The sequence below is a fragment of the Bradyrhizobium sp. CCGB20 genome, assembly GCF_024199855.1.
GTDB lineage: Bacteria > Pseudomonadota > Alphaproteobacteria > Rhizobiales > Xanthobacteraceae > Bradyrhizobium.
Genome location: NZ_JANADN010000001.1, coordinates 8450240 through 8468767, shown reverse-complemented (window position 1 = coordinate 8468767; position 18528 = coordinate 8450240). Strand labels below are relative to the sequence as shown.

Here is an 18528-nt window from a genome sequence, read left to right as displayed (position 1 = left end):
AGTTCGTCTGAGGCGATTTCACGGCACCGCGTTTCTTCCGCACCTTCAGCTCAATTCCCCGGCTGGAACGTGCAGTCCGCCCCGCTGCCGTCCTTCCGCCTGATCGCGTTGGGGTTGATCGTGCAGCTCAGCTTGCTGAGGCTCTCGAAGTTCGATCCCGCCGCACCGTCGGACGGAACGCCGGCGAGCGCTTCCGTCGCGAAAATTTCATTGGCCGTCGCGCCGTTCACGGTCCTGGTCTTCTTGCCGGAGGTCACCTCGCAATTGCGTAACGTGATGTCGACATTGCCGGTGCGGCAGACGATCCTGTCCGCAGTCACGACGATGGGCTTCTTGTAGGGAATGTCGCTGTTTCCGGCGAACAGCATCGCCACCGCCTTCTTCTCGGCGCCCGTCAGGTCCGGCGACAGCGGTGCAATCACGCCCGCGAGCGCCAGCGCCGTCGAGCCCGAGACCTTTGCGGGCGTCGCGCCGGAGGCATCGGCGATGTTGCAGGCACCGGCGAGAACGAGAGCGGCGAGGATGCAGACCCAATTCCTGGATCGGGACGATGTCGTGAATTTCATGCGCATCGCTGCTTCCCTCGTCACGGCTTCGATGCCGCAAGGCGGCCCGAGCCTATCGCGGAATCGCCGTTGCTGGCCGAGCCATGCGCTTCAGGCTGCTTGTCGATGGCCTTGATGATCGCAGCCGCCGCCGTCTGGCCGGACTGGAGCGCCCCTTCCATGTAGCCGAAATAGGCAAAGCAGGTGTGCTCACCGGCAAAGAACAGGCGGTCCTCAAAACCCCTCGCCAGCCGCGGCCCGGCGCGGCAGACCTCGCCGGGGGCGGGACAGGAGTAGCCGGCGGCGGTCCATTCGTCGCGCGGCCAGGCCATGAACTCCGGCTGAGCGGCCAGGTGCTTGACGTAGCCCTTGTAGACGCTACCGATCTGCTGTGCGTAGAACGCGTCGACCTGCGTCTGGTTACCGGGCTGGTAGTGCTTGAGAGCTGCCGCCGCGACGTCGGCGCCGGCAAACAGGCTGAGTTCGACCGGGCGGTCCGGCGGGGCGATCTGGTTGTCCGTGCCTTCCCAGGTGACACCGAACTGGTTCGAGATGGCCGTCGGGGCGAGGCCCTCGCCGATCCAGAAGCGCTTCGTCAGCGGGCTGAGATATTTCACAGCGGTCCCCATCGTCACGTAGTAGTCGTGCGGCAGGTTGGGCGTGATCGTGATCTTGGCGTTGGGTGAGTCCGGCCACAGGCTCGGAGGGATCGCCAGCACGGCATAATCGGCGGTGAAGGCGGCGCGCGTGGTTCCGTTCTCGGCCGGGCTGAATTCCAGGATCACGCCTTCGTCCTCGATGCGGATGGCGCGTACCGGCGTCGACAAATGGGTGCTGGCGCCCTTCTTCCCGATGTCCTGCGCGAGACGAATGGCGAGCTCCTGATTGCCTTCCGAGCAGCGCAGGGTCTCGGTTTGGGTGAAGAAGGCGTCGATCTGGTTCTTCATCCGCCCACCGGCGACGACGGCCAGATTGGCGAGGAAGCTCTGCTCGGTGGTCGGCTGGCCGGCGTCGTTGGAGAATTGCTCCTCCATGGCGTATCTGGTGAGCTTCGAGCAGTCGAGGCTGGCGATCCACTTCGCAATCGACCTGGCGTCGAGTTTCTTTGCACCCTTGGCAAGCCAGGGCTTGCGAGGGTTGACCCTGCCGGCCCAGCGGCTGAGCTTGCCGAAGGCATCATCCATCTCGTGATAGACCAGCTTCATCTGGCCGTCGGAAAGCTTGTGGCCATCGAGAAACAGCGGCATGTCGAGCTCGAGTGCGTCGAAATTCGTGTCCGAGGTGATGACGGACAGGCCGAGCTCGAACCGCTTGGCGTATTGCAGCCAGAGCGGATGGTTGTAGCCGATCAGCTCGCCGCCGGCCTCGACGATCCCGCTCGGCTTCGTCTTGCTGAAAACCCGGCCGCCGAAGCGGTTGCGGGCCTCGAACAGCGTCACCTCGCAATGCGCGACGAGTTCGGACGCCGCCATCAGGCCGGCGAAGCCGCCGCCGATGATCGCGACCTTCGGGCGTCGCACCGCCAGCGCGCGGAGCGCGGCGGGTGAGCGGATCGAGGGCGGGGTAGGCTGAAGGGCGACCTTGTCCCTGACCCGCCGCTGGCGCTCTGCCCCCGAAATTTTGGGCCCGTAGCGCCGGTGCAGCCGCGCAAACAGCGAACGCATCGCGTGCTTCCTTTGAACGTGCTTCCTTGGAAAATGTCTTCTGCCTGATGGCGCCGTGGCCGCCCGGCTCGCAAATGCAGCAATGCCGCCGGAAATCGGCGGATGGTACGAAGCTTAGCGTGCAATCTCAGGGGGAGTCGAGAGTAGTGCCACGACGGCCGGGGTTCGGCCGTGTGGGTTGCAAGAGAACTTCGAGAGAGGTGGCGCCGTACCCGCAGGCGGCGATCTATCGCTTGACGGCCTTCTTCGTCGTCTTCTTGGCGACCTTCTTGGCCTTTTTCTTCTTCGCCGCCTTCTGGGCCGCGAGATAGGCCTCGACCTTCCTGGAGGAATGGCCGGCCGCGGCCACGGCGGCCTTCAGCCTGGCTGGTGTGATCTTGAACTTTGTCGACCAGTAGCGGACCTCATAGGCCTCGCTCAGCGCGATCCGGCTCTTGTCGGAGGCGCGGTGCTTCTGCAGCTTGATGTAGGCTTCGACCTTTTTGGCGGAGCGGCCGACCTTCTTGACCGCGTATTTCAGCTTGGCCGGCGTCACCTTGAACTTCTTCGACCAGTAGGCGACTTCGTACTTCTCGGTGAGCGCGATCAGCGCCCGATCGGCCCCGCCCCGCTTTGCCTTGTTGTCGGCCATGCTTCCCTCCTGCCTGAATGGCGTGCATCCAATCTAGCATGCAGCCCGATTCGGAAGGCAAGCTGCCGTTTTCGTGACGCTTGCGCGCTGACGCTGTTTTGCACCGATGTGTCAAACGGTTGCCGCGCGCGCGCCCGCCTCGCGCCGGAAAGGGCTTTCTACTGTGCATGGGGTTGTTTTCGCATTTTTATTTTGGAGCCGGCCTGTCACGCCCGCTTCATCGTCCTGAAGGTGATCGAATAGCGGGGTGCCTCGACCGGCGGGATGCTGTGCTCCCATTGCGAGCGCGCCTCGCCGTCCATCATGTAAAGCGAGCGCGGCAGGGCTTCGAGCGTGTGGCGCTCCCATGTGTCGCCGCTGCGGCGGCGGAAGCGGAATTTGCACGGCGAGCCCAGCGACAGGCCGAGGATCTCCTTGAAATGCGGCTTGTCGCGGTGCCAGCCGATGCCGACGCCGGCGTCGTACGCGGTGCAGAGCACCTGCCGCACGCTGCCCTCAGTGAGGCCGGCCCATGCCTCGACCTGCCGCGCGACGGGCAGGACCCAGTCCGGGATCGGCTCGGCCTCGGCCAGCCGTTGCAGCGAATAATCATAGCGGTAGCCGAAGGAGGCCACCCGGCGGTTGCCCTCGAAGGCGCCGAACTGGAAGCGCTGCAGCGGCAATGCCGCGATGCCGCCGATCAGATCCTGTTCAGTGGCGGCCTCGATAAAATTGTCAGTATAGCGAAGGCCGGCCGGGCCTCCTGCCGGGTCGGCGAACAAGCCAAGCTGGGTCATTCCTCGCATTTCCGTGATGGAACCTATTGGCGGCTGGTGCGACTTACATAGGACACGGAAAAAAACGTGCGAGGCTGTCATGGCAGAGAAGCATACCGCCGATCCGGCAGAGATCATGCGGGCGACCGGTCATCCTGAGCTGGAATATGCCGCCGGCTGGACCATCGCCGGTCTGGTCACCATCGGCACCATCGTCGCCGCCTGGGTGTTCGCGATCTAGGCGACAGGAAACTGGAGTTCGAAGGCGACGCCGTCGTCGGTCGGCTTGAGCCTGATCGAGCCGCCATGGCTCGCCATCACCGCGCGCGCGATTGCCAGTCCCATCCCGGTCCCGCCCTGGTCGCGGCGGGTGGTGAAGAAGGCATCGAAAATCCTGTCGCGATTGGGCGCCGAGATCGGCTCGCCGTCATTGCTCACCGTCAGAAGCAGGGTGGTGCGCTCGTCCACCGCCTCCAGCCTGATTGTCCCAGCCCTGTGCCGCATCGCATTATCCGTGAGATGCGACAGCACGATCAGTGCCTTCTCGCCGGACATGCCGATGGGACGGTCGAGGCTGCCACTGGCCTCGATTGCGCTCTGCGGAAACCGGCTCCTGAGGTCGGCGATGACGGGCGCAAGCTCGGTGCGCTCGTTCTGCGGCAGGCTTTCGGCCCGCGCCAGCTCGCGCAGCCGCTGCGCCATCGCTTCCAGCCGTTGAGTATCCGAGAGAATGTTGGCGATGAACGTCTTCTGCTCGGCCGGCGTCAGGCCCTCGGGCTTGCCTTGATAGGAATCCTGCAGCAGCTCGGCGGCGCCCTTGATCGAGGTCAGCGGTGATTTCAGCTCGTGGGTGAGGTGGGCCGAGAACGTCGCGATATAGTCGGAGCGCCTGGCGAGCTGCTCGGCCATGCCGAGGAAGCTGTGCGAGAGCTGGGCGAACTCGCGCGTGCCGTAATGCCGGAGCGGCTGAAACGCCTCGCGGTCGCCGCGACCGATGCGCGCGGCGCGGTCAATCAGCTCACGCATCGGCAGCGTGATGGTGCGCGAGAACACGAGGCCGATCGCGATGGTGCCGAGGATCACGGCGAGCCCCGCTAGCACGAACTTGGCGCGCTCCTGGTAGAGGTGGTCGAAGATGTTGCTCGGTGTCCGCGTGGTGTAGATCACCCCCGCAACGCGGTTGTTGACGATCACGGGCATCGCCGAGAACACGTGCACGCCGAGGCCGCGGCTGAAGGAATAGATCGGCGGCGGCGGCTTGTCCGGCACCCGGTTGCGCAAGGTGGCGCGATATTGCCCGTGCAGCGCGTCGGCGACCTCCTCGATATGGGCGAGCGACTGCCCGACCTCCTGGCGCCCGGCGATCACCACGCCCTGCGGATCGAGGATGCGAAAGCCCGCCAGCGTCACCTTCTGGGTCTCGCGGATGATCGGCGTCAGCTTTGCGCCGATCTCGACATAGGCGGGCTGCGCCGGCTGGGCCGCTGCTTGCGCATCCGGCCGCCGCCTGAGCAGGTCGTTGGCCGTGAGGTCGAGCGCGGGACGGATCGGCGTAACCTGGTCGCCGGGGTCGGGCAGCACGTTCGGCGGCACCTCGGCGCCGAGCGTCAGGCCGCCGCCGAGCCTTGCCGTGACCTCCTGCGCATAGATCGTCGCGAGCACGCGGCTCTGCGCGATCAGCTCGGCCTGGGTCTGGCGGATCAGCTGGTTGTCGTAGAGGCGGAAGAAGAACAGGCCGACCAGCGGCAGTACGCCGACGGTCGCCAGCACCGTGAAAATCACGAGGGTGAGCGAGGGCCGCCATTTGTCGGGTGCCGCGCTCATGCCTCTTTCTCGCAGCGGCCGAGCTTGAAGCCGACGCCGTGGATGGTCTCGATCACGTTCTCGCAGGCCAGCGCCGCGAACTTGGCGCGGATGTTGCGGATGTGACTGTCGATGGTGCGGTCGGAGACCTGGATGTTGAGCTGATAGGCCGCCCGCATCAGCTGCTCGCGATTGAAGACCGAGGTCGGCCGGGTCAGGAACGCGCGCAGAATGCCGAACTCGATCGCAGTCAGCTTCAGCGGCGTGCCGGCGAAGGTTGCGACATGCTGCTCGGGATCGATCAGCAGGCCGCCCTGCGATAGCGCGGCCGGACTTGCCTTGGCCTCGCCATTGCGCGGGCCGAGACGTCGCAGGATGACGTTGACCCGCGCCACCAGCTCGCGCGGGCTGAACGGCTTCGTCACGTAGTCGTCGCCCCCGATCTCGAGGCCGAGGATGCGGTCGATCTCCTCGTCGCGCGCCGACAGGAACAGGATCGGCACGTCGGACGTCTTGCGGATCTCGCGGCAGACGTCGAGGCCGTCGAATTCGGGCATGCCGATGTCGAGCACGATGAGATCGGGCTTGTCGGCGGCAAAGCGGGCGAGCGCCTCCTTGCCGTCGCGGGCGTCGATGACGTCCATGCCGGCCTTCCTCAGGGCGACGCGGACAACCTCGCGGATATGGCTCTCGTCGTCGACGATGAGAATGCGATGCGCCAAGAAATTCTCCGCTTCCCTGTCAGCCGGCCGGCTGATTTTTCGCCTGCGCGTCCCGCTTGTGCTGGAGCCGCCAGTTCCGGAAGCCCCAGCTCCGCCAGGCCAGATCCTGGCGCTGCTGTTCTACAAGGCGGTCGCGGCGCGACACAAGGCAGCTCTCGGGGTTGCCGGCCCGTAGCAGGATGGCCTTGTCGATGGCGGGCAGCGCCTGCGGCCCGAGCGTCAGCAGATAGTTGATGTCGACCAGCAGGCCTTTGCCCGATGCTTCCCGGCTATGGGCGACATTATAGTTGGCGATGAAGGCATCGAAGTTCACCAGCGAGCAGCCGTAGAGCACGATCGCCAGCGCGATCAGGTTGACGCCGACCAGCCACTCGTTGGACTTGTCGAGCACGATGCGGGCGACGATCAGGATCAGCCCGAGCGCCACCAGCCCCATCCAGATGAACGCCGCGATGCGCCAGTAGGTCAGCATGTAGATGTCGACGTAGAGATCGAGGCGGAGGATGGAGGAGGCGACGAGCAAGACATTCTGCCCGACCCAGAGATAGACCAGCGGCCGGATCACCTTCGATTTCTCGGCCGGTCCGCCCGGACGCATCGCCACCAGCACGAAGGCGGCGGCGAGCAGGGCGGTCGCGATCAGCGGGTAGGCGCCGCGATGCGCATAGGACGCATAGGTCAAATTGTCGGGCAGCGCGACATGGCCCCAGAGATAGATGCCGTCGAGAATGGACTGCGCTGCGAACAGCAGGTTGAACAGGATCAGCGAGCGCAGAATGGTGGAGGCGCCCAGAAATTCCGGCGAGACGAAGGGCGGAAGCGGCGGCTCCGCGACGTCGGTCTCGGTGGGGACGGCGACCTTCTTGCGCCGCCAGCGCACATGGAGGAAGGGCCAGACCAGCGCCAGCATCAATGTCCAGAACAGCACGCGCCAGACGCTGACATACTCGAAGATGACCTTCGGATTGAGCAGCGACACCCATTGCTCGATCACCGGATTGGCGGCGGCGAACAGCGCGACGAACACGGTGCTCAGCACCACCGGCATCAGCCACAGTGCGATGCCGCGGGTGAAAGCCGACATGTTGAAGACCTGGAGAGCGTCGGGGAAAAATCTGAAGGGGCCGAACAAGAAGAAGTTTCGCAGTGCGCGGGCGCGGTCCGCAAGCCCCGTCGTCTCCGGATTGGTCGCGAGCAGCAGGGCGATGACCAGTGCCGCGACGAGGATGAGGAACGAGATCGTGTTGAGCTCCTCCACGGCTGGCACCAGGCCGAGGGCGATGATTACGCCTCCGATGGTTGCGCGGCGAAAGTCCAGCGTCGCATGATTGGCAAGCAGCGAGGCGCAGGCGATCGCGATGGCAAAGATCACCATCGATAGCCCCATTCGCTGGCCATAGAAGAGCCAGTCGGCGAGCGCGGCGAGCACCAGCGCCATCGCGAGCTTGGTCGAAATCGCCGAAGGCCTGATCGGCTGAATGTCCGTCGTCGATGTCGTCGCCAGGCTCGTCATATGCAAATGACCTTTCGTGAAGTTCGATGTCGTGCAGTCTGCACGGCGCTTGCGCAGAAACCGGGACCTTCGTCAGCACGCTTTCAGGAGTCTTTTGCAGTTTTCGTGCAGGCGTGCTTTTGCCCCTCGCGCAGCGTAAGTCGCGCTGATAGGTGCGATGCGTTCATCATTTTGGACGTGACGCATCATGCAATTCATCAATCGCATCGGTCTCATCCTGCTCTGGCTTGCCGCACCTGTCGTCGCATTCGCGGCAGTGAACAAGAACGATCCTTATCTGCTCGTGCTGCGCGGCGCCGGAAACATCGCGCTTGTCGTCGCAAGCATCGTGATCGTCATCGTCCTGCTGCGCCTCGGGCGCTGGCGCAGCATCGCAGGCAAGCTGCTCGTCATGCTCTGGTGCCTGCCGCCGCTGCTGATGTCAGCCGCGCATCTGAAGTTCGAGCTGCGCAAGCACGATGTGCTTGCCGCGTCCGCCACTGAAGCGCGTCAGCTCGGACCGCACTTCATGGTCGGCTATTCCTCGTTTCCCGAGGTCGCGCGCCTTGCCGAGCAGGGGATGATCGGCGGCGTCTACGTCACCCGGCACAACATCCGCGGCCGGACGATCGAGGCGCTGCAGGCCGAGATCGCGGCGCTCCAGGGCAAGCGGCGCGCCGCCGGCCTGCCGCCGCTGGTCGTTGCGGCAGATCAGGAGGGCGGCATTGTCGGGCATCTCGCGCCGCCGCTGACCAAGGTGCCGGCGCTGGCGACACTTACCGGGCTCGCCCCCGACGAGCAGCAGGCCAAGGCGGAAGAGTTCGGCCGCATCCATGGCCGCGAGCTCGCCGGCGTCGGCGTCAACCTCAACCTCGCGCCGGTGCTCGACCTCAAGCCGCCGGCGAGGCGCAATCGCCTCGACTTCCACACGCTGATCGGCCAGCGCGCGATTGCCACCGATCCCGCCGTCGTCAGCACGATCGCGAGCGCCTATGTCCGCGGGCTGGAAGAGTCGGGCGTCGGCGCCACGCTGAAGCATTTTCCGGGCATCGGCCGCGTCCGCGCCGACACGCATCATTTCAGCGCCAATCTCGACACGCCGGTGAAGGAGCTGGAGGTGACCGACTGGCTTCCGTTCCGCGAGGTGCTGTCGCATTCGCGCAGTGCGCTCATGGTTGGACACGTCACGCTCACGACCGTCGACCCCGATCGCGCGGCCTCGCATTCGAAGAGCGTCGTCGAGGGGATCATCCGCGGCAAGTGGGGTTATCAGGGCATGGTGATGACCGACGACCTGGTGATGGGTGCGATCTACCAGCACGACGTCTGCAAAGCGGTCGTCGAGGCGATCAACGCCGGTGTTGATGTGCTGCTGGTCGCCTATGACGGCGCGCAATTCTACCGCGTCTTCGCCTGCGCCCTGGAGGGATCGCGGCAGGGCAAGCTGGATGCGGCGATGCTGCAGGCGAGCGCGGCGCGGCTGGAGCGGGGCTTTCCGACCGAGCAGGCGCGAGCAGCTTCACGCGCCATTCGCGTGGTCAAGAGGGATTAGCCCTTTGCGTCCCCGCGATCTATCTCAACTCCTCGGCCAGGAAATCGACCAGCGCGCGCACCTTGGTCGAGGGGCGGGGGCCCGCCGGAAACACGGCGTAGACGTCGACCGGCGCGAGCTTGTAGCTCTTCAGCAGCGGGACCAGTGCGCCTGACGCGATCTCGGGGCCGGCCATCACCGGCGAGGTCATGGCAATGCCGAGCCCCGCCAGCACACTCGCGAACACGCCGGGGCCGGAATCGGTGGTGATGCGGCCGTGGACATCGACCGAGGTCTCGGCGCCATTGCGGGTGAACGACCAGGTGGTGCGGCCGAACAGGCCGGGACCGAAGATGCAGTCATGCGATGCGAGATCGGCCGGCGTCTTCGGGGTGCCGCGCTCGGCGAGATAGGACGGCGCGGCGACGAGAAAGCGCGGCAGCGTCGCAAGCTTGCGCGCGCCAAAGCCGGAGTCGCTCAGCGGGCCCAGGCGGATCGCGACGTCGGTGCCTTCCGCGACGAGGTTGTGCCGTTCGTCGGCGACGGACAGCTCGACGCGCAACATGGGATGGGCGCGAAGGAATTTCGGCAGGCGCGGGATGATGAGCCTTGTGCCGTAGACGATGGGCATCGTGATGCGCAGCGTTCCGCGTAATGAATCGACGCCACGCGCGGCGTCCTCGGCGTCCTCGATGTCGGCCAGCACGTCGCGCGCGCGGATGAGGAACAGTGCGCCGGCGTCCGTCACTGTGATGCGGCGCGTGGTCCGCAGCAGCAGCTTGACCCCGAGCCGGGTCTCCAGTTCGCCGATGATGCGCGACACCGAGGGCTGCGACAGGCCGAGCTCGCGCGCGGTCTTTGAAAAGCTGCCGCTCTCTGCCGCCCGGACGAAGACGGTCAATTCCTGGAGCCGGTCACTCATTCGTCTTCCAAATAAATATTGTCCGTAGCGGCCATATACCCCTTCATTTCCAAATGATCCAGATAGGCCGGGCCAACGACAACCGATGGAGTTTCCTCATGGCCCTGCAAGACAAACTCGACGCCTTCAAAGCCGACTTCGAAGCCGGTCGCTTTCCGCTCAAGCCGGGCAAGGAGGCGCTGGACACCATGCACCGCGCCACCGCCGAACTGATCGCCAGCGGCCAGGCGCAGCGCGCGAAGAAGGCCGGCGACGTCGCACCCGAATTCACCCTGAGGGATCCCGACGGCAAGCCCGTCTCCTTGCGCGACCTGCTCGCGAAGGGACCACTGGTCATCTCGTTCTATCGCGGTGTCTGGTGTCCCTATTGTAACCTCGAGCTGCAGGCGCTTCAGGACGCTCTGCCCGAGATCGCCGCGCGCGGTGCGAGCCTCGTTGCGATTTCGCCGCAGACCGCGCCGAACAGCCGCAAGTCGCAGCGCGACAACAAGCTCTCATTCCCGATCCTGAGCGATGTCCGGAGCGAGGTCTCCGACGCCTTCGGCATCCGCTTCGTTTTGCAGGACGATCTCGCCGCGCTCTACAAATCGTTCAAGAACGATCTGCCGACGTTCAACGACGATCCGTCCTGGGTGCTGCCGATGCCGGCGCGTTACGTCATCGGCCGCGACGGCGTCATCGCCTATGCAGAGGTCAATCCGGACTACACGCACCGCCCCGATCCGTCTGAGCTGTTGCCGGTGCTCGACCGGTTGCGGGCCGGCAAGGCGGCCTGAGCGTTACGGGCACCGCTCCGCGTGCCGTCGCGCGCGGGGCGGTGAAACGCTAGCGCTCGCGCGCGATCAATCCGTCGATCATCGCGCGCACAAGACCCGCGATTTCCTTGCGCAGCGCCGGCAGCGGCACGGCGACCAGCCTCTGCTCAAGTCCCAGCGCCACCATGCCGTGCACGGCCGAGAACAGGCTGCGTGCGGTGATGCCGAGCTCGTCCGCGTCTCGTTCTGGAAACAGCGTGGCGAGCGGCACGTAGATGTGGCGGAACAGCTGCATCTGGTCGTCGGCGGACCAGTCGGGGACGTCCTTGTCGGCCGCCATGCGGTGCTCGAACATCGCGCGCCAGAGTTCGAGATTTTCCGCGGCGAAATCGCAATAGGCGATCGCGATGCGGACCAGCGTCTCCTGCGGCGATGGATTGCCAGCGCGTACCGCCGCGCTGAGCGCCTCGTCGAGCCGGTGCAGCGTGCGCGACCCGACGCGCAGGACCAGTTCGTCGACATCGGCAACGAGATTGTAGACCGCACCATTGGCGCAGCCGATCTCGCGGGCCAGATCGCGGGTCTTCAGGCCGGCCAACCCACGCTGAGCGATCATCCGCTCCGCCGCGAGGATGAGGTCGGTTCGAAGTTTCTCTCGACGTTCCAAGGCTTTAGTCATTCGTTAACCAAATTCTTGAGCGTCGCTCAAATATTTATTGAACGATGTTCAAGGTCTCTGCTACAAACCATCCGTGAGCAACGCTCATAACAGGGAGCAGCAAATGTTCAAGACCGTAGTGACACTCTTCCGCGGCAGTGTTGCCGCCGCAGGCGAGGAACTGGAGGACCGGACGGCCCTTCTGATCCTCGACCAGCAGATGCGCGACGCGGCCGCCGCCGTCGAGCGCAGCAAGCGGACGCTGGCGCTGGCCATCGCCCAGGACCAGCAGGAAGGCCGCAAGCTCGAGGCGACCGTCGCCCGTATTGCCGATCTCGAAACCCGCGCGGTTGCGGCGCTCGATGGTGGCCGCGAGGATCTCGCCAAGGAGGCGGCCGAAGCCATCGCAGGCCTCGAGGCCGACCGCGATGCGGCGATGACGGCCCGCGCGTTGTTCGCGACCGAGATCGCGCGGCTGAAGCGGCATGTCGCGAATGCGCAGGCTCGCATCACCGAGCTCGATCGTGGCCGCCGTGTCGCCCGCGCCTCGGAAGCAGTGCGCTCGCTTCGCCGCAGTGGCATCGAGGCCGCGCGTCCCTACGAATCCACGCTGCCGGAGGCGGAGAGCACCTTGAGGCGCCTGCGTGACCGGCAGATGGAAGCCCAGGCTGCCGACGATGCGCTGGTCGAACTCGATGCGGCCAGCGGTCCGCTCGCCACCGCCGAGAAACTCGCCGAGCAGGGCTTTGGCCCCCGGCTCAAGACGACCGCCGACGACGTGCTGGCGCGGTTGAAGTCCAAGCGTGCACCGACGGCCTGATCTCAACCTCAACCCTCATCATTTGAACCGACAGGAGACCACCATGAACCAGAACGGCCAGCCCCACAGCAGCGCTTGGGTGACCTTCACTTACGCGTCCTTCGCAGCCTCCGCCTTCCTCGTCGCCATCGGCATCTTCTTCCTGCCGCTCGACCTCTGGATGAAGGGCTATCTCACCATGGGCATCGTGATGCTGATCCAGACCTGCATCACCCTGACCAAGACCGTCCGCGACAATCACGAGAGCAGTCGCCTGGTGAACCGCATCGAGGATGCCAAGGCCGAGCGCCTGCTGATGGAAGTCTCCAAGGCGGCTTGAGAGAGATTGCCTGAGCCAGGTCACGCCAAACAAACAGCGGCGGAATAACTCCGCTGCTGTTGTGCCCGGAACCGGCGACATCCTTGACGAACTGCATTCGCCGATCGCGTTCCGCGTCGGCGGTATCGCGCCTGCGAAATGCAACCGAGCCATGACGGATCGCGCGGGCGTGCGCTCTTGCGCGCTGAAGCGGGCAGGGGCACTCTGCGCAGGCGGCGCACAAGAACGTCGCCAATAAGCAAGATCTCGGCGAGGACGCTCCATGGCGGCTATGCGGATCGACTGCGACATCCACCCGGCCGTTGGCGGCACGCGCACGACGCTGCTTCCCTATCTCAGCGATCACTGGAAAGAGCAGGTGGTGAGCCGCGCCATCGACGGGCTCGATCTCACCTCCTATCCGCCAGGCATGCCGCTGTCGGGCCGCGCAGACTGGCGTCCGGCCAACGGCAAGCCCGGCTCTGACCTGGCCATGGTGCAGAAGGGCGCGTTCGAGCAGCTCGGTGCGAGCCACGCGATCCTCAATGTGCTCTACGGTGCGCAGGCCGTGTTCGATACTTACATGGCGGCCGACTTCTGCAAGGCGATCAACGACTGGATCGCCGCCGAATGGCTGTCGCGCGATCCGCGCCTGCGCGCCTCCATCGTGGTGCCGATGCAGGATCCGGATCTGGCGATCGAGGAGATCGAGCGCCGCGCCGGCGACAATCGTTTCGTCTCCGTTCTGGTGCTGGCGCAGGGCGAGACGCTGCTGGGCCGGCGGCACTTCTGGCCGGTCTATCGGTTAGCCGAGAAATACAAGCTGCCGCTCGCGATCCATGCCGGCACGCAATATCGCCAGGCGCCGAGCTCGGCCGGCTGGCCGTCGCACCGCTACGAATATTACTTCGTCGAGGCCCAAGCGTTTCAGGCGCAGATCCTGAGTCTGATCTATGAGGGCGTGTTCGGAAAATTTCCGAACCTTAAAGTCGTGCTGATGGAGTCGGGTGTGAGCTGGCTGCCGGCCTTCATGTGGCGCGCCAACAAGACCTGGCGCGGCGTCCGCGTCGAGGTGCCCTGGGTCGAGCGCGAGCCGGCCGCGATCATCCGCGACAATTTTCGCGTCACCATGCAGCCGTTCGACGCGCCCGGCGATGCCCGAAGCGTCGAGGAGATCATCGACCAGATCGGCTCCGAAAAGATGTTTTTGTTCGCGTCCGACTATCCGCACTGGCAGTTCGACGGCGACGATCCGATCCCGCCGAACTTGCCGAAGAGCATCATCGAGAAGATGTGTGTCGACAATCCGCTGGAGACGTTCTCGCGATTGTCCCTCAATTGACCTGGAGGCTCGCATGAGTGAAGTCATCGACCGCCCGCTGCGCGACGACGAGAAGCCGGCCGCGACGCGGCTGCGCATCGTCGATTGCGACGTGCATCCGAGCCTGCGCTCGACGGACGACCTCAACGAGTTCCTGCCGAAACGCTGGCAGCAGCACTTGAGGGAATATGGCAGCCATCTGCGCACGCCCTATCTCTTCACCACGCCCTATCCGCGCTCCTCGCCGCTGATTGCGCGCCGCGACGCCTGGCCGCCGACCGGCGGGCCGCCCGGCTCGGATCTCGCCTTCATGCAGAAGCAGCATCTCGATCCGCTCGATGTCGAGTTCGGGATCCTGCAGGTGCTCGATCTCTTCATCTTCTCGCAGCAGAACCTCGAATTCGGCGCCGCGATCCAGCGCGCCATCAACGACTGGCAGCTGGCATTCTGGTCACATCTCGATCCGCGCCTGAAGGCCTCGATCCTGGTTGGCCAGGACGGCACGGACCTTGCGATTGCCGAGATCGAGCGCTGTGCGAGAATCGGCGAATATATCCAGATCAACGTCTCGCCGCGCGCCAACGAGCCGCTCGGCCGCCGCCGCTACTGGCCGATCTATGAGCGTGCGCAAGAGCTCGACCTGCCGCTCGGCATCCATGTCGGCGGCTATGGCGGCCACGCCCCGACCGGCGGCGGCTGGCCGTCCTATTATGTCGAGGAGCACCAGTCCAACGCGCACACCATCGCGGCGCAGCTTGCGAGCCTCGTCATCGAGGGCGTGCCGGAGCGGTTCCCGAAATTGAAGTTCGTCTTCATCGAGGGCGGCTTCGGCTGGATTCCGTCGGCGGTGTGGCGCATGGACCAGCATTTCGAGCGCTTTCGCAGCGAGGTGCCGCATCTCAAGCGCAAGCCGTCCGAATATGTCCGTGAGCATTTCTGGTTCACGACACAGCCGATCGACGAACCGGACGAGGCGCGGCACCTGCGCTCGCTGATCGAATGGGTCGGTATCGACCGTCTGTTGTTCTCGTCGGACTATCCGCACTGGGATTTCGACGATCCGCGCTTTGCCTTCAAGACGCCGCTGACCGAGGCCGAGCGGAAGAAGATCTTCAGCACCAACGCCCGTGCGGTCTACAAGTTCTGAGAAGGAATATGGCCCGTCACATCGTCGCGCGCACCTCGGAGATCCCGCCCGGCGGCAACAAGGTCGTCGATGTCGCCGGCCGCGACATCGTCGTGTTCCACGTCAATGGCGAGTTCTTCGCGTTGCTGAACCGCTGCCCCCACGAGGGCGCGCCGCTGGAGAAAGCCGCGTGCGTGGCGCGCCTGACCTCGCCCGAGCCCGGCATCTATGAGCGGTCGCGCGTCGGCGAGATGCTGCGTTGTCCCTGGCACGGCTGGGAGTTCGACATGCGCAACGGCCAGTCCTGGTTCGATCCGAAGCGCGTCAAGATAAGGTCATATCCGGTCGCGGTGGAACGGGGCGACGAGCTCCGGAAGGGCCCGTATGTTGCCGAGACGTTTCCGGCGCATGTCGAGGACAGCTATGTGATCGTCGAGGTGTAATCCGGCTTTGCCGATTGTGATTTTCACGCAAGTGCGATATGGCTCTCGCGCTTTCAGAGGCGGAGACGAGCTTTGTCGAAACAATCCCTGCGTGAAGAGGCCGAGCGCCTGATCCGCGAATCGATGGAAAAGAAAACCATCGTCGTAAAGCAGGGCACGACCCGCATCGAGGCCGTATGCGGCAAGTGCGGCGCGCCGAACCGGGTGCAGGCGGAAAAGGGCCAGAGCCGGGTCAAGTTCGCCTGCAAGAATTGCGGACATCAGCAAGAGACGCTGTGAGGCGGTTCGCACGAATTTGCCACACCGCGAAGACTCTAACCCCTCATCCTGAGGAGCCCGCCGAAGGCGGGCGTCTCGAAGGATCGAGGCCGGGTTGCCTCAGCCGAGCCCGCATGGTTCGAGACGCGCGCAAAGGGCGCGCTCCTCACCATGAGGGTAGTTACTCCCCCTCCACAAACTTCTTGAACGCATCCGCATAATCCGGATGCCAGCGTGACAGCGGCGGGCGGTTCTCGACGATGTCGCCGGCCGCCCACAGCATGCGCTTCTCGTCGAGCGCGCGTGGCACGTCATTGTCCGGGCACAGAATATAGAAATCGCCGGCCTCCAGCCGGGCCAGCATGAAATCGACCGTCTGCTCCGGCGTCCAGGCGCCGGCGGGTTTCTCGGTGCGGCCCTTCGCGGTCAGCCCGGTGAAGACGAAGCCGGGGATCAAGAGATGCGCGGTGAGGCGGCAATCCTTCGTATTGCGCAGCTCGTGCTGGAGTGCCTCGGTGAACGCCTTCACGCCAGCCTTCGAGACATTGTAGGCGGGGTCGCCGGGCGGCGTGGTGATGCCCTGCTTGGAGCCGGTGTTGATGATCAGGCCGGCCCTGCCGCGCGCGATCATGCCGGGTGCGAAGATGCGCGAGCCGTTGATGATGCCCCACATGTTGACGCCGATGATGCGCTGCCAGTTGTCGGGCTCGGCGTACAATGTGCTACCCGGCTGGATGCCGGCATTGTTCATGAGGATATCGGTGCCGCCGAAGCGCTCGCGCACGGCGCGCTCGAGTTCCGCCACGCTCTCGGCTTTGCTGACGTCGGCGGCGAAGGTCATCACATGTGTGGCGGACGTGACAGATGACAGTTTTGTTGCGGCCTCGGCCAGCCGCGCCTGGTCCACGTCAGCGATGCACACCTTCATGCCGGCCCGCGCGAAGGCTGCGGCGGCAGCCAGTCCAATGCCGGATGCACCTCCCGTGATCACGGCGACATTGTCCTTGACGATGGCGGAATGGGGCATGGCTGGTCTCCGGGGCGGGCTTGGTCGAGATATAACATGGCACTGCCGCGACCCTGCACAAGTCGGCATGGGAGGTCTTCGTTCCGCGCCGCCTTTACGCCCATCGTGCAGCGCTGTATTCTTCCAGGCCTAACGGTCCCACCGAGATCGAACCAATCAATCACCTGAATAGGGAGTGCAGCCATGGCTGTGTCGCAGGCTATTCCGATCACGCGCCATCCGTTCGCCAACGGGTCCTACAAGCAGATGCTGATCGACGGGAAGTGGGTCGATGCTGCTTCCGGCAAGCGCTTCGAGACCCACAACCCCGCCACCGGCGAGCTGCTCGCAACCGTCGCCGAGGGCGACAAGGAAGACATCGACCGTGCGGTCGCTGCCGCCCGCCGCGCCTTCGAGGGACCCTGGAGCAAGGTGAAGCCGTTCGAGCGGCAGAACCTGCTGCTCAAGCTCGCCGACCTCGTCGAGAAGAATTTTGACGAATTGTCGCAGCTCGACACGCTCGACATGGGCGCACCGCTCAGCCGCACCCGCGCCTATCGCCTGCGCGCCGTTGGCATGCTGCGCTACTACGCCGGCCAGACCACCGCGATCCACGGCGAGACTATCGAGAACTCGCTGCCCGGCGAGATCTTCTCCTACACGCTGAAGGAGCCGATCGGCGTCGTCGGCGCCATCATTCCCTGGAATGGTCCGCTCACCGCGACGATCTGGAAGATCGGCCCGGCGATCGCGACCGGCTGCACTGTCGTGCTGAAGCCCGCCGAAGAGGCGCCGCTGACCTCGCTGCGCATCGCTGAGCTGGCGATGGAGGCCGGCATTCCGCCCGGCGTCGTCAACGTCGTGCCCGGCTATGGCGAGACCGCGGGCGCCGCGCTCGCCTCGCATCATGACGTCGACAAGGTCGCCTTCACCGGCTCGCATGTCACGGGCCAGTCGATCATCCGGGCCTCCGCCGGCAACCTGAAGCGTGTCTCGCTCGAGCTCGGCGGCAAGTCGCCGGACATCGTGTTCGCCGATGCCGATCTCGATGCCGCCGTGCCTGGTGCCGCGATGGCGGTGTTCGCCAACTCGGGCCAGATTTGCAGCGCCGGCACGCGTCTGTTCGTCGAGCAGTCGATCTACGAAGAGTTCGTCGGCCGCGTCGCCGAGTTCGGCAAGAAATTGCAGGTCGGCAACGGCCTCGATCCCAACACCCAGATCGGCCCGCTGGTCTCCGAGCAGCAGCTCGAGCGCGTCACCGGCTATCTCGACATCGGCCAGAAGGAAGGCGCGCGCGCGCTCGCCGGCGGCGGCCGTGTCACGGAAGGCGCGCTGTCGAAGGGCTTCTTCGTCTCACCGACCGTCTTCGCGGGCGTCCAGGACAACATGCGGATCGCGCAGGAGGAGATCTTCGGTCCCGTCATCTCCGCGATCGCGTTCAAGGACATGGACGAACTGGTCAAGCGCGCCAACAACACCACGTTCGGCCTCGGCTCCGGCCTGTGGACGCGCGACGTCAGCAAGGCGCATGCGGTTGCCAAGAGCCTGCGTGCCGGCTCGGTGTGGGTGAATTGCTACCAGGCGATGGATCCGGCGGTGCCCTTCGGCGGCTACAAGATGAGCGGCTACGGCCGTGAGTCCGGCAAGCAGCATGTCGAGGAGTATCTCAACGTGAAGGCCGTCTGGATCAAGACGGCGTAAGACCTGCTCTCTTTCGCGTTCCGCGAGAGGGAATATCTTTTCGTGGGGGCGGCGCCTTTTCCGGTGGCCGCCCCTCG

Annotated in this window: 20 protein-coding genes; 10 read left to right on the top strand and 10 right to left on the bottom strand. The window is 65.0% G+C overall.

The window, feature by feature from the left end:
- Positions 1 to 50: 50 nt before the first annotated feature.
- From NLM15_RS39875 to NLM15_RS39860, 4 genes are all read right to left on the bottom strand, one after another.
- A complete protein-coding gene (locus NLM15_RS39875) occupies positions 51 to 566 on the bottom strand; it encodes a hypothetical protein (protein ID WP_254124663.1) in 516 nt (171 codons plus the stop codon).
- Positions 567 to 586: 20 nt separating this feature from the next.
- A complete protein-coding gene (locus tag NLM15_RS39870; RefSeq protein WP_254123421.1) occupies positions 587 to 2209 on the bottom strand; it encodes a flavin monoamine oxidase family protein in 1623 nt (540 codons plus the stop codon).
- Between the two features lie 226 nt (positions 2210 to 2435).
- Entirely contained in the window at positions 2436 to 2840 is a 405-nt protein-coding gene (locus tag NLM15_RS39865; RefSeq protein WP_254123420.1) for a DUF3606 domain-containing protein, read from the bottom strand.
- A 206-nt stretch (positions 2841 to 3046) separates the two neighbouring features.
- Complete coding sequence (locus NLM15_RS39860) at positions 3047 to 3616, bottom strand: alpha-ketoglutarate-dependent dioxygenase AlkB (protein WP_254123419.1); 570 nt, start codon at positions 3614 to 3616, stop codon at positions 3047 to 3049.
- A gap of 79 nt (positions 3617 to 3695) precedes the next feature.
- On the opposite strand from NLM15_RS39860, the gene NLM15_RS39855 reads away from it, so the two are divergent.
- Positions 3696 to 3836 (top strand): hypothetical protein, encoded by a 141-nt coding sequence (locus NLM15_RS39855; RefSeq protein ID WP_007597071.1) that lies wholly within the window; start codon positions 3696 to 3698, stop codon positions 3834 to 3836.
- On the opposite strand, the gene NLM15_RS39850 is transcribed toward NLM15_RS39855, so the two are convergent.
- From NLM15_RS39850 to NLM15_RS39840, 3 genes are read right to left on the bottom strand one after another with little or no spacing between them, the layout of a single operon-like run.
- On the bottom strand, positions 3833 to 5419 hold the full coding sequence (locus NLM15_RS39850; RefSeq protein WP_254123418.1) for an ATP-binding protein: 1587 nt from the start codon (positions 5417 to 5419) through the stop codon (positions 3833 to 3835). The genes NLM15_RS39855 and NLM15_RS39850 overlap by 4 nt on opposite strands.
- On the bottom strand, positions 5416 to 6120 hold the full coding sequence (locus NLM15_RS39845; RefSeq protein WP_254123417.1) for a response regulator: 705 nt from the start codon (positions 6118 to 6120) through the stop codon (positions 5416 to 5418). Before NLM15_RS39845 ends, NLM15_RS39850 begins: the two co-directional genes overlap by 4 nt.
- A 19-nt stretch (positions 6121 to 6139) precedes the next feature.
- The gene (locus NLM15_RS39840) at positions 6140 to 7633 is read right to left on the bottom strand and encodes a DUF4153 domain-containing protein (RefSeq protein ID WP_254123416.1); all 1494 of its coding nucleotides are present in this window, start codon (positions 7631 to 7633) and stop codon (positions 6140 to 6142) included.
- A gap of 187 nt (positions 7634 to 7820) precedes the next feature.
- On the opposite strand from NLM15_RS39840, the gene NLM15_RS39835 reads away from it, so the two are divergent.
- Positions 7821 to 9164: a glycoside hydrolase family 3 N-terminal domain-containing protein gene (locus NLM15_RS39835; protein WP_254123415.1), complete on the top strand. Its 1344-nt coding sequence runs from the start codon at positions 7821 to 7823 to the stop codon at positions 9162 to 9164.
- Between the two features lie 19 nt (positions 9165 to 9183).
- Here the strand turns inward: NLM15_RS39835 and NLM15_RS39830 are convergent, their stop codons facing one another.
- Complete coding sequence (locus NLM15_RS39830) at positions 9184 to 10065, bottom strand: LysR family transcriptional regulator (protein ID WP_254123414.1); 882 nt, start codon at positions 10063 to 10065, stop codon at positions 9184 to 9186.
- 98 nt (positions 10066 to 10163) lie between these two features.
- On the opposite strand from NLM15_RS39830, the gene NLM15_RS39825 reads away from it, so the two are divergent.
- Positions 10164 to 10841 carry a peroxiredoxin-like family protein gene (locus NLM15_RS39825; RefSeq protein WP_254123413.1) on the top strand — a complete coding sequence of 226 codons (678 nt, stop codon included), beginning with the start codon at positions 10164 to 10166 and terminating at the stop codon, positions 10839 to 10841.
- 49 nt (positions 10842 to 10890) lie between these two features.
- On the opposite strand, the gene NLM15_RS39820 is transcribed toward NLM15_RS39825, so the two are convergent.
- A complete protein-coding gene (locus NLM15_RS39820; protein WP_254123412.1) occupies positions 10891 to 11499 on the bottom strand; it encodes a TetR/AcrR family transcriptional regulator in 609 nt (202 codons plus the stop codon).
- 103 nt (positions 11500 to 11602) lie between these two features.
- Between NLM15_RS39820 and NLM15_RS39815 the strand changes: the two genes are divergently transcribed.
- The 6 genes from NLM15_RS39815 (at position 11603) to NLM15_RS39790 (ending at position 15765) form a co-directional block, all read left to right on the top strand.
- A complete protein-coding gene (locus NLM15_RS39815; protein ID WP_254123411.1) occupies positions 11603 to 12298 on the top strand; it encodes a PspA/IM30 family protein in 696 nt (231 codons plus the stop codon).
- A gap of 43 nt (positions 12299 to 12341) precedes the next feature.
- Positions 12342 to 12617, top strand: coding sequence for a YiaA/YiaB family inner membrane protein (locus NLM15_RS39810; protein ID WP_254123410.1), 276 nt, complete (start codon positions 12342 to 12344; stop codon positions 12615 to 12617).
- A 262-nt stretch (positions 12618 to 12879) separates the two neighbouring features.
- Complete coding sequence (locus tag NLM15_RS39805) at positions 12880 to 13938, top strand: amidohydrolase family protein (RefSeq protein WP_254123409.1); 1059 nt, start codon at positions 12880 to 12882, stop codon at positions 13936 to 13938.
- A 13-nt stretch (positions 13939 to 13951) separates the two neighbouring features.
- The gene (locus NLM15_RS39800; protein ID WP_254123408.1) at positions 13952 to 15064 is read left to right on the top strand and encodes an amidohydrolase family protein; all 1113 of its coding nucleotides are present in this window, start codon (positions 13952 to 13954) and stop codon (positions 15062 to 15064) included.
- 8 nt (positions 15065 to 15072) lie between these two features.
- Positions 15073 to 15486: a Rieske (2Fe-2S) protein gene (locus NLM15_RS39795; RefSeq protein ID WP_254123407.1), complete on the top strand. Its 414-nt coding sequence runs from the start codon at positions 15073 to 15075 to the stop codon at positions 15484 to 15486.
- Between the two features lie 72 nt (positions 15487 to 15558).
- Positions 15559 to 15765 (top strand): hypothetical protein, encoded by a 207-nt coding sequence (locus NLM15_RS39790; protein WP_195800657.1) that lies wholly within the window; start codon positions 15559 to 15561, stop codon positions 15763 to 15765.
- 160 nt (positions 15766 to 15925) lie between these two features.
- Here the strand turns inward: NLM15_RS39790 and NLM15_RS39785 are convergent, their stop codons facing one another.
- On the bottom strand, positions 15926 to 16771 hold the full coding sequence (locus tag NLM15_RS39785; RefSeq protein WP_254123406.1) for an SDR family NAD(P)-dependent oxidoreductase: 846 nt from the start codon (positions 16769 to 16771) through the stop codon (positions 15926 to 15928).
- Between the two features lie 183 nt (positions 16772 to 16954).
- Here NLM15_RS39785 and NLM15_RS39780 point away from each other — a divergent pair, with 183 nt between their 5' ends.
- Positions 16955 to 18451, top strand: a complete 1497-nt coding sequence (locus NLM15_RS39780; RefSeq protein WP_254123405.1) for an aldehyde dehydrogenase family protein — start codon at positions 16955 to 16957, stop codon at positions 18449 to 18451.
- The last annotated feature ends 77 nt before the right edge of the window (positions 18452 to 18528 follow it).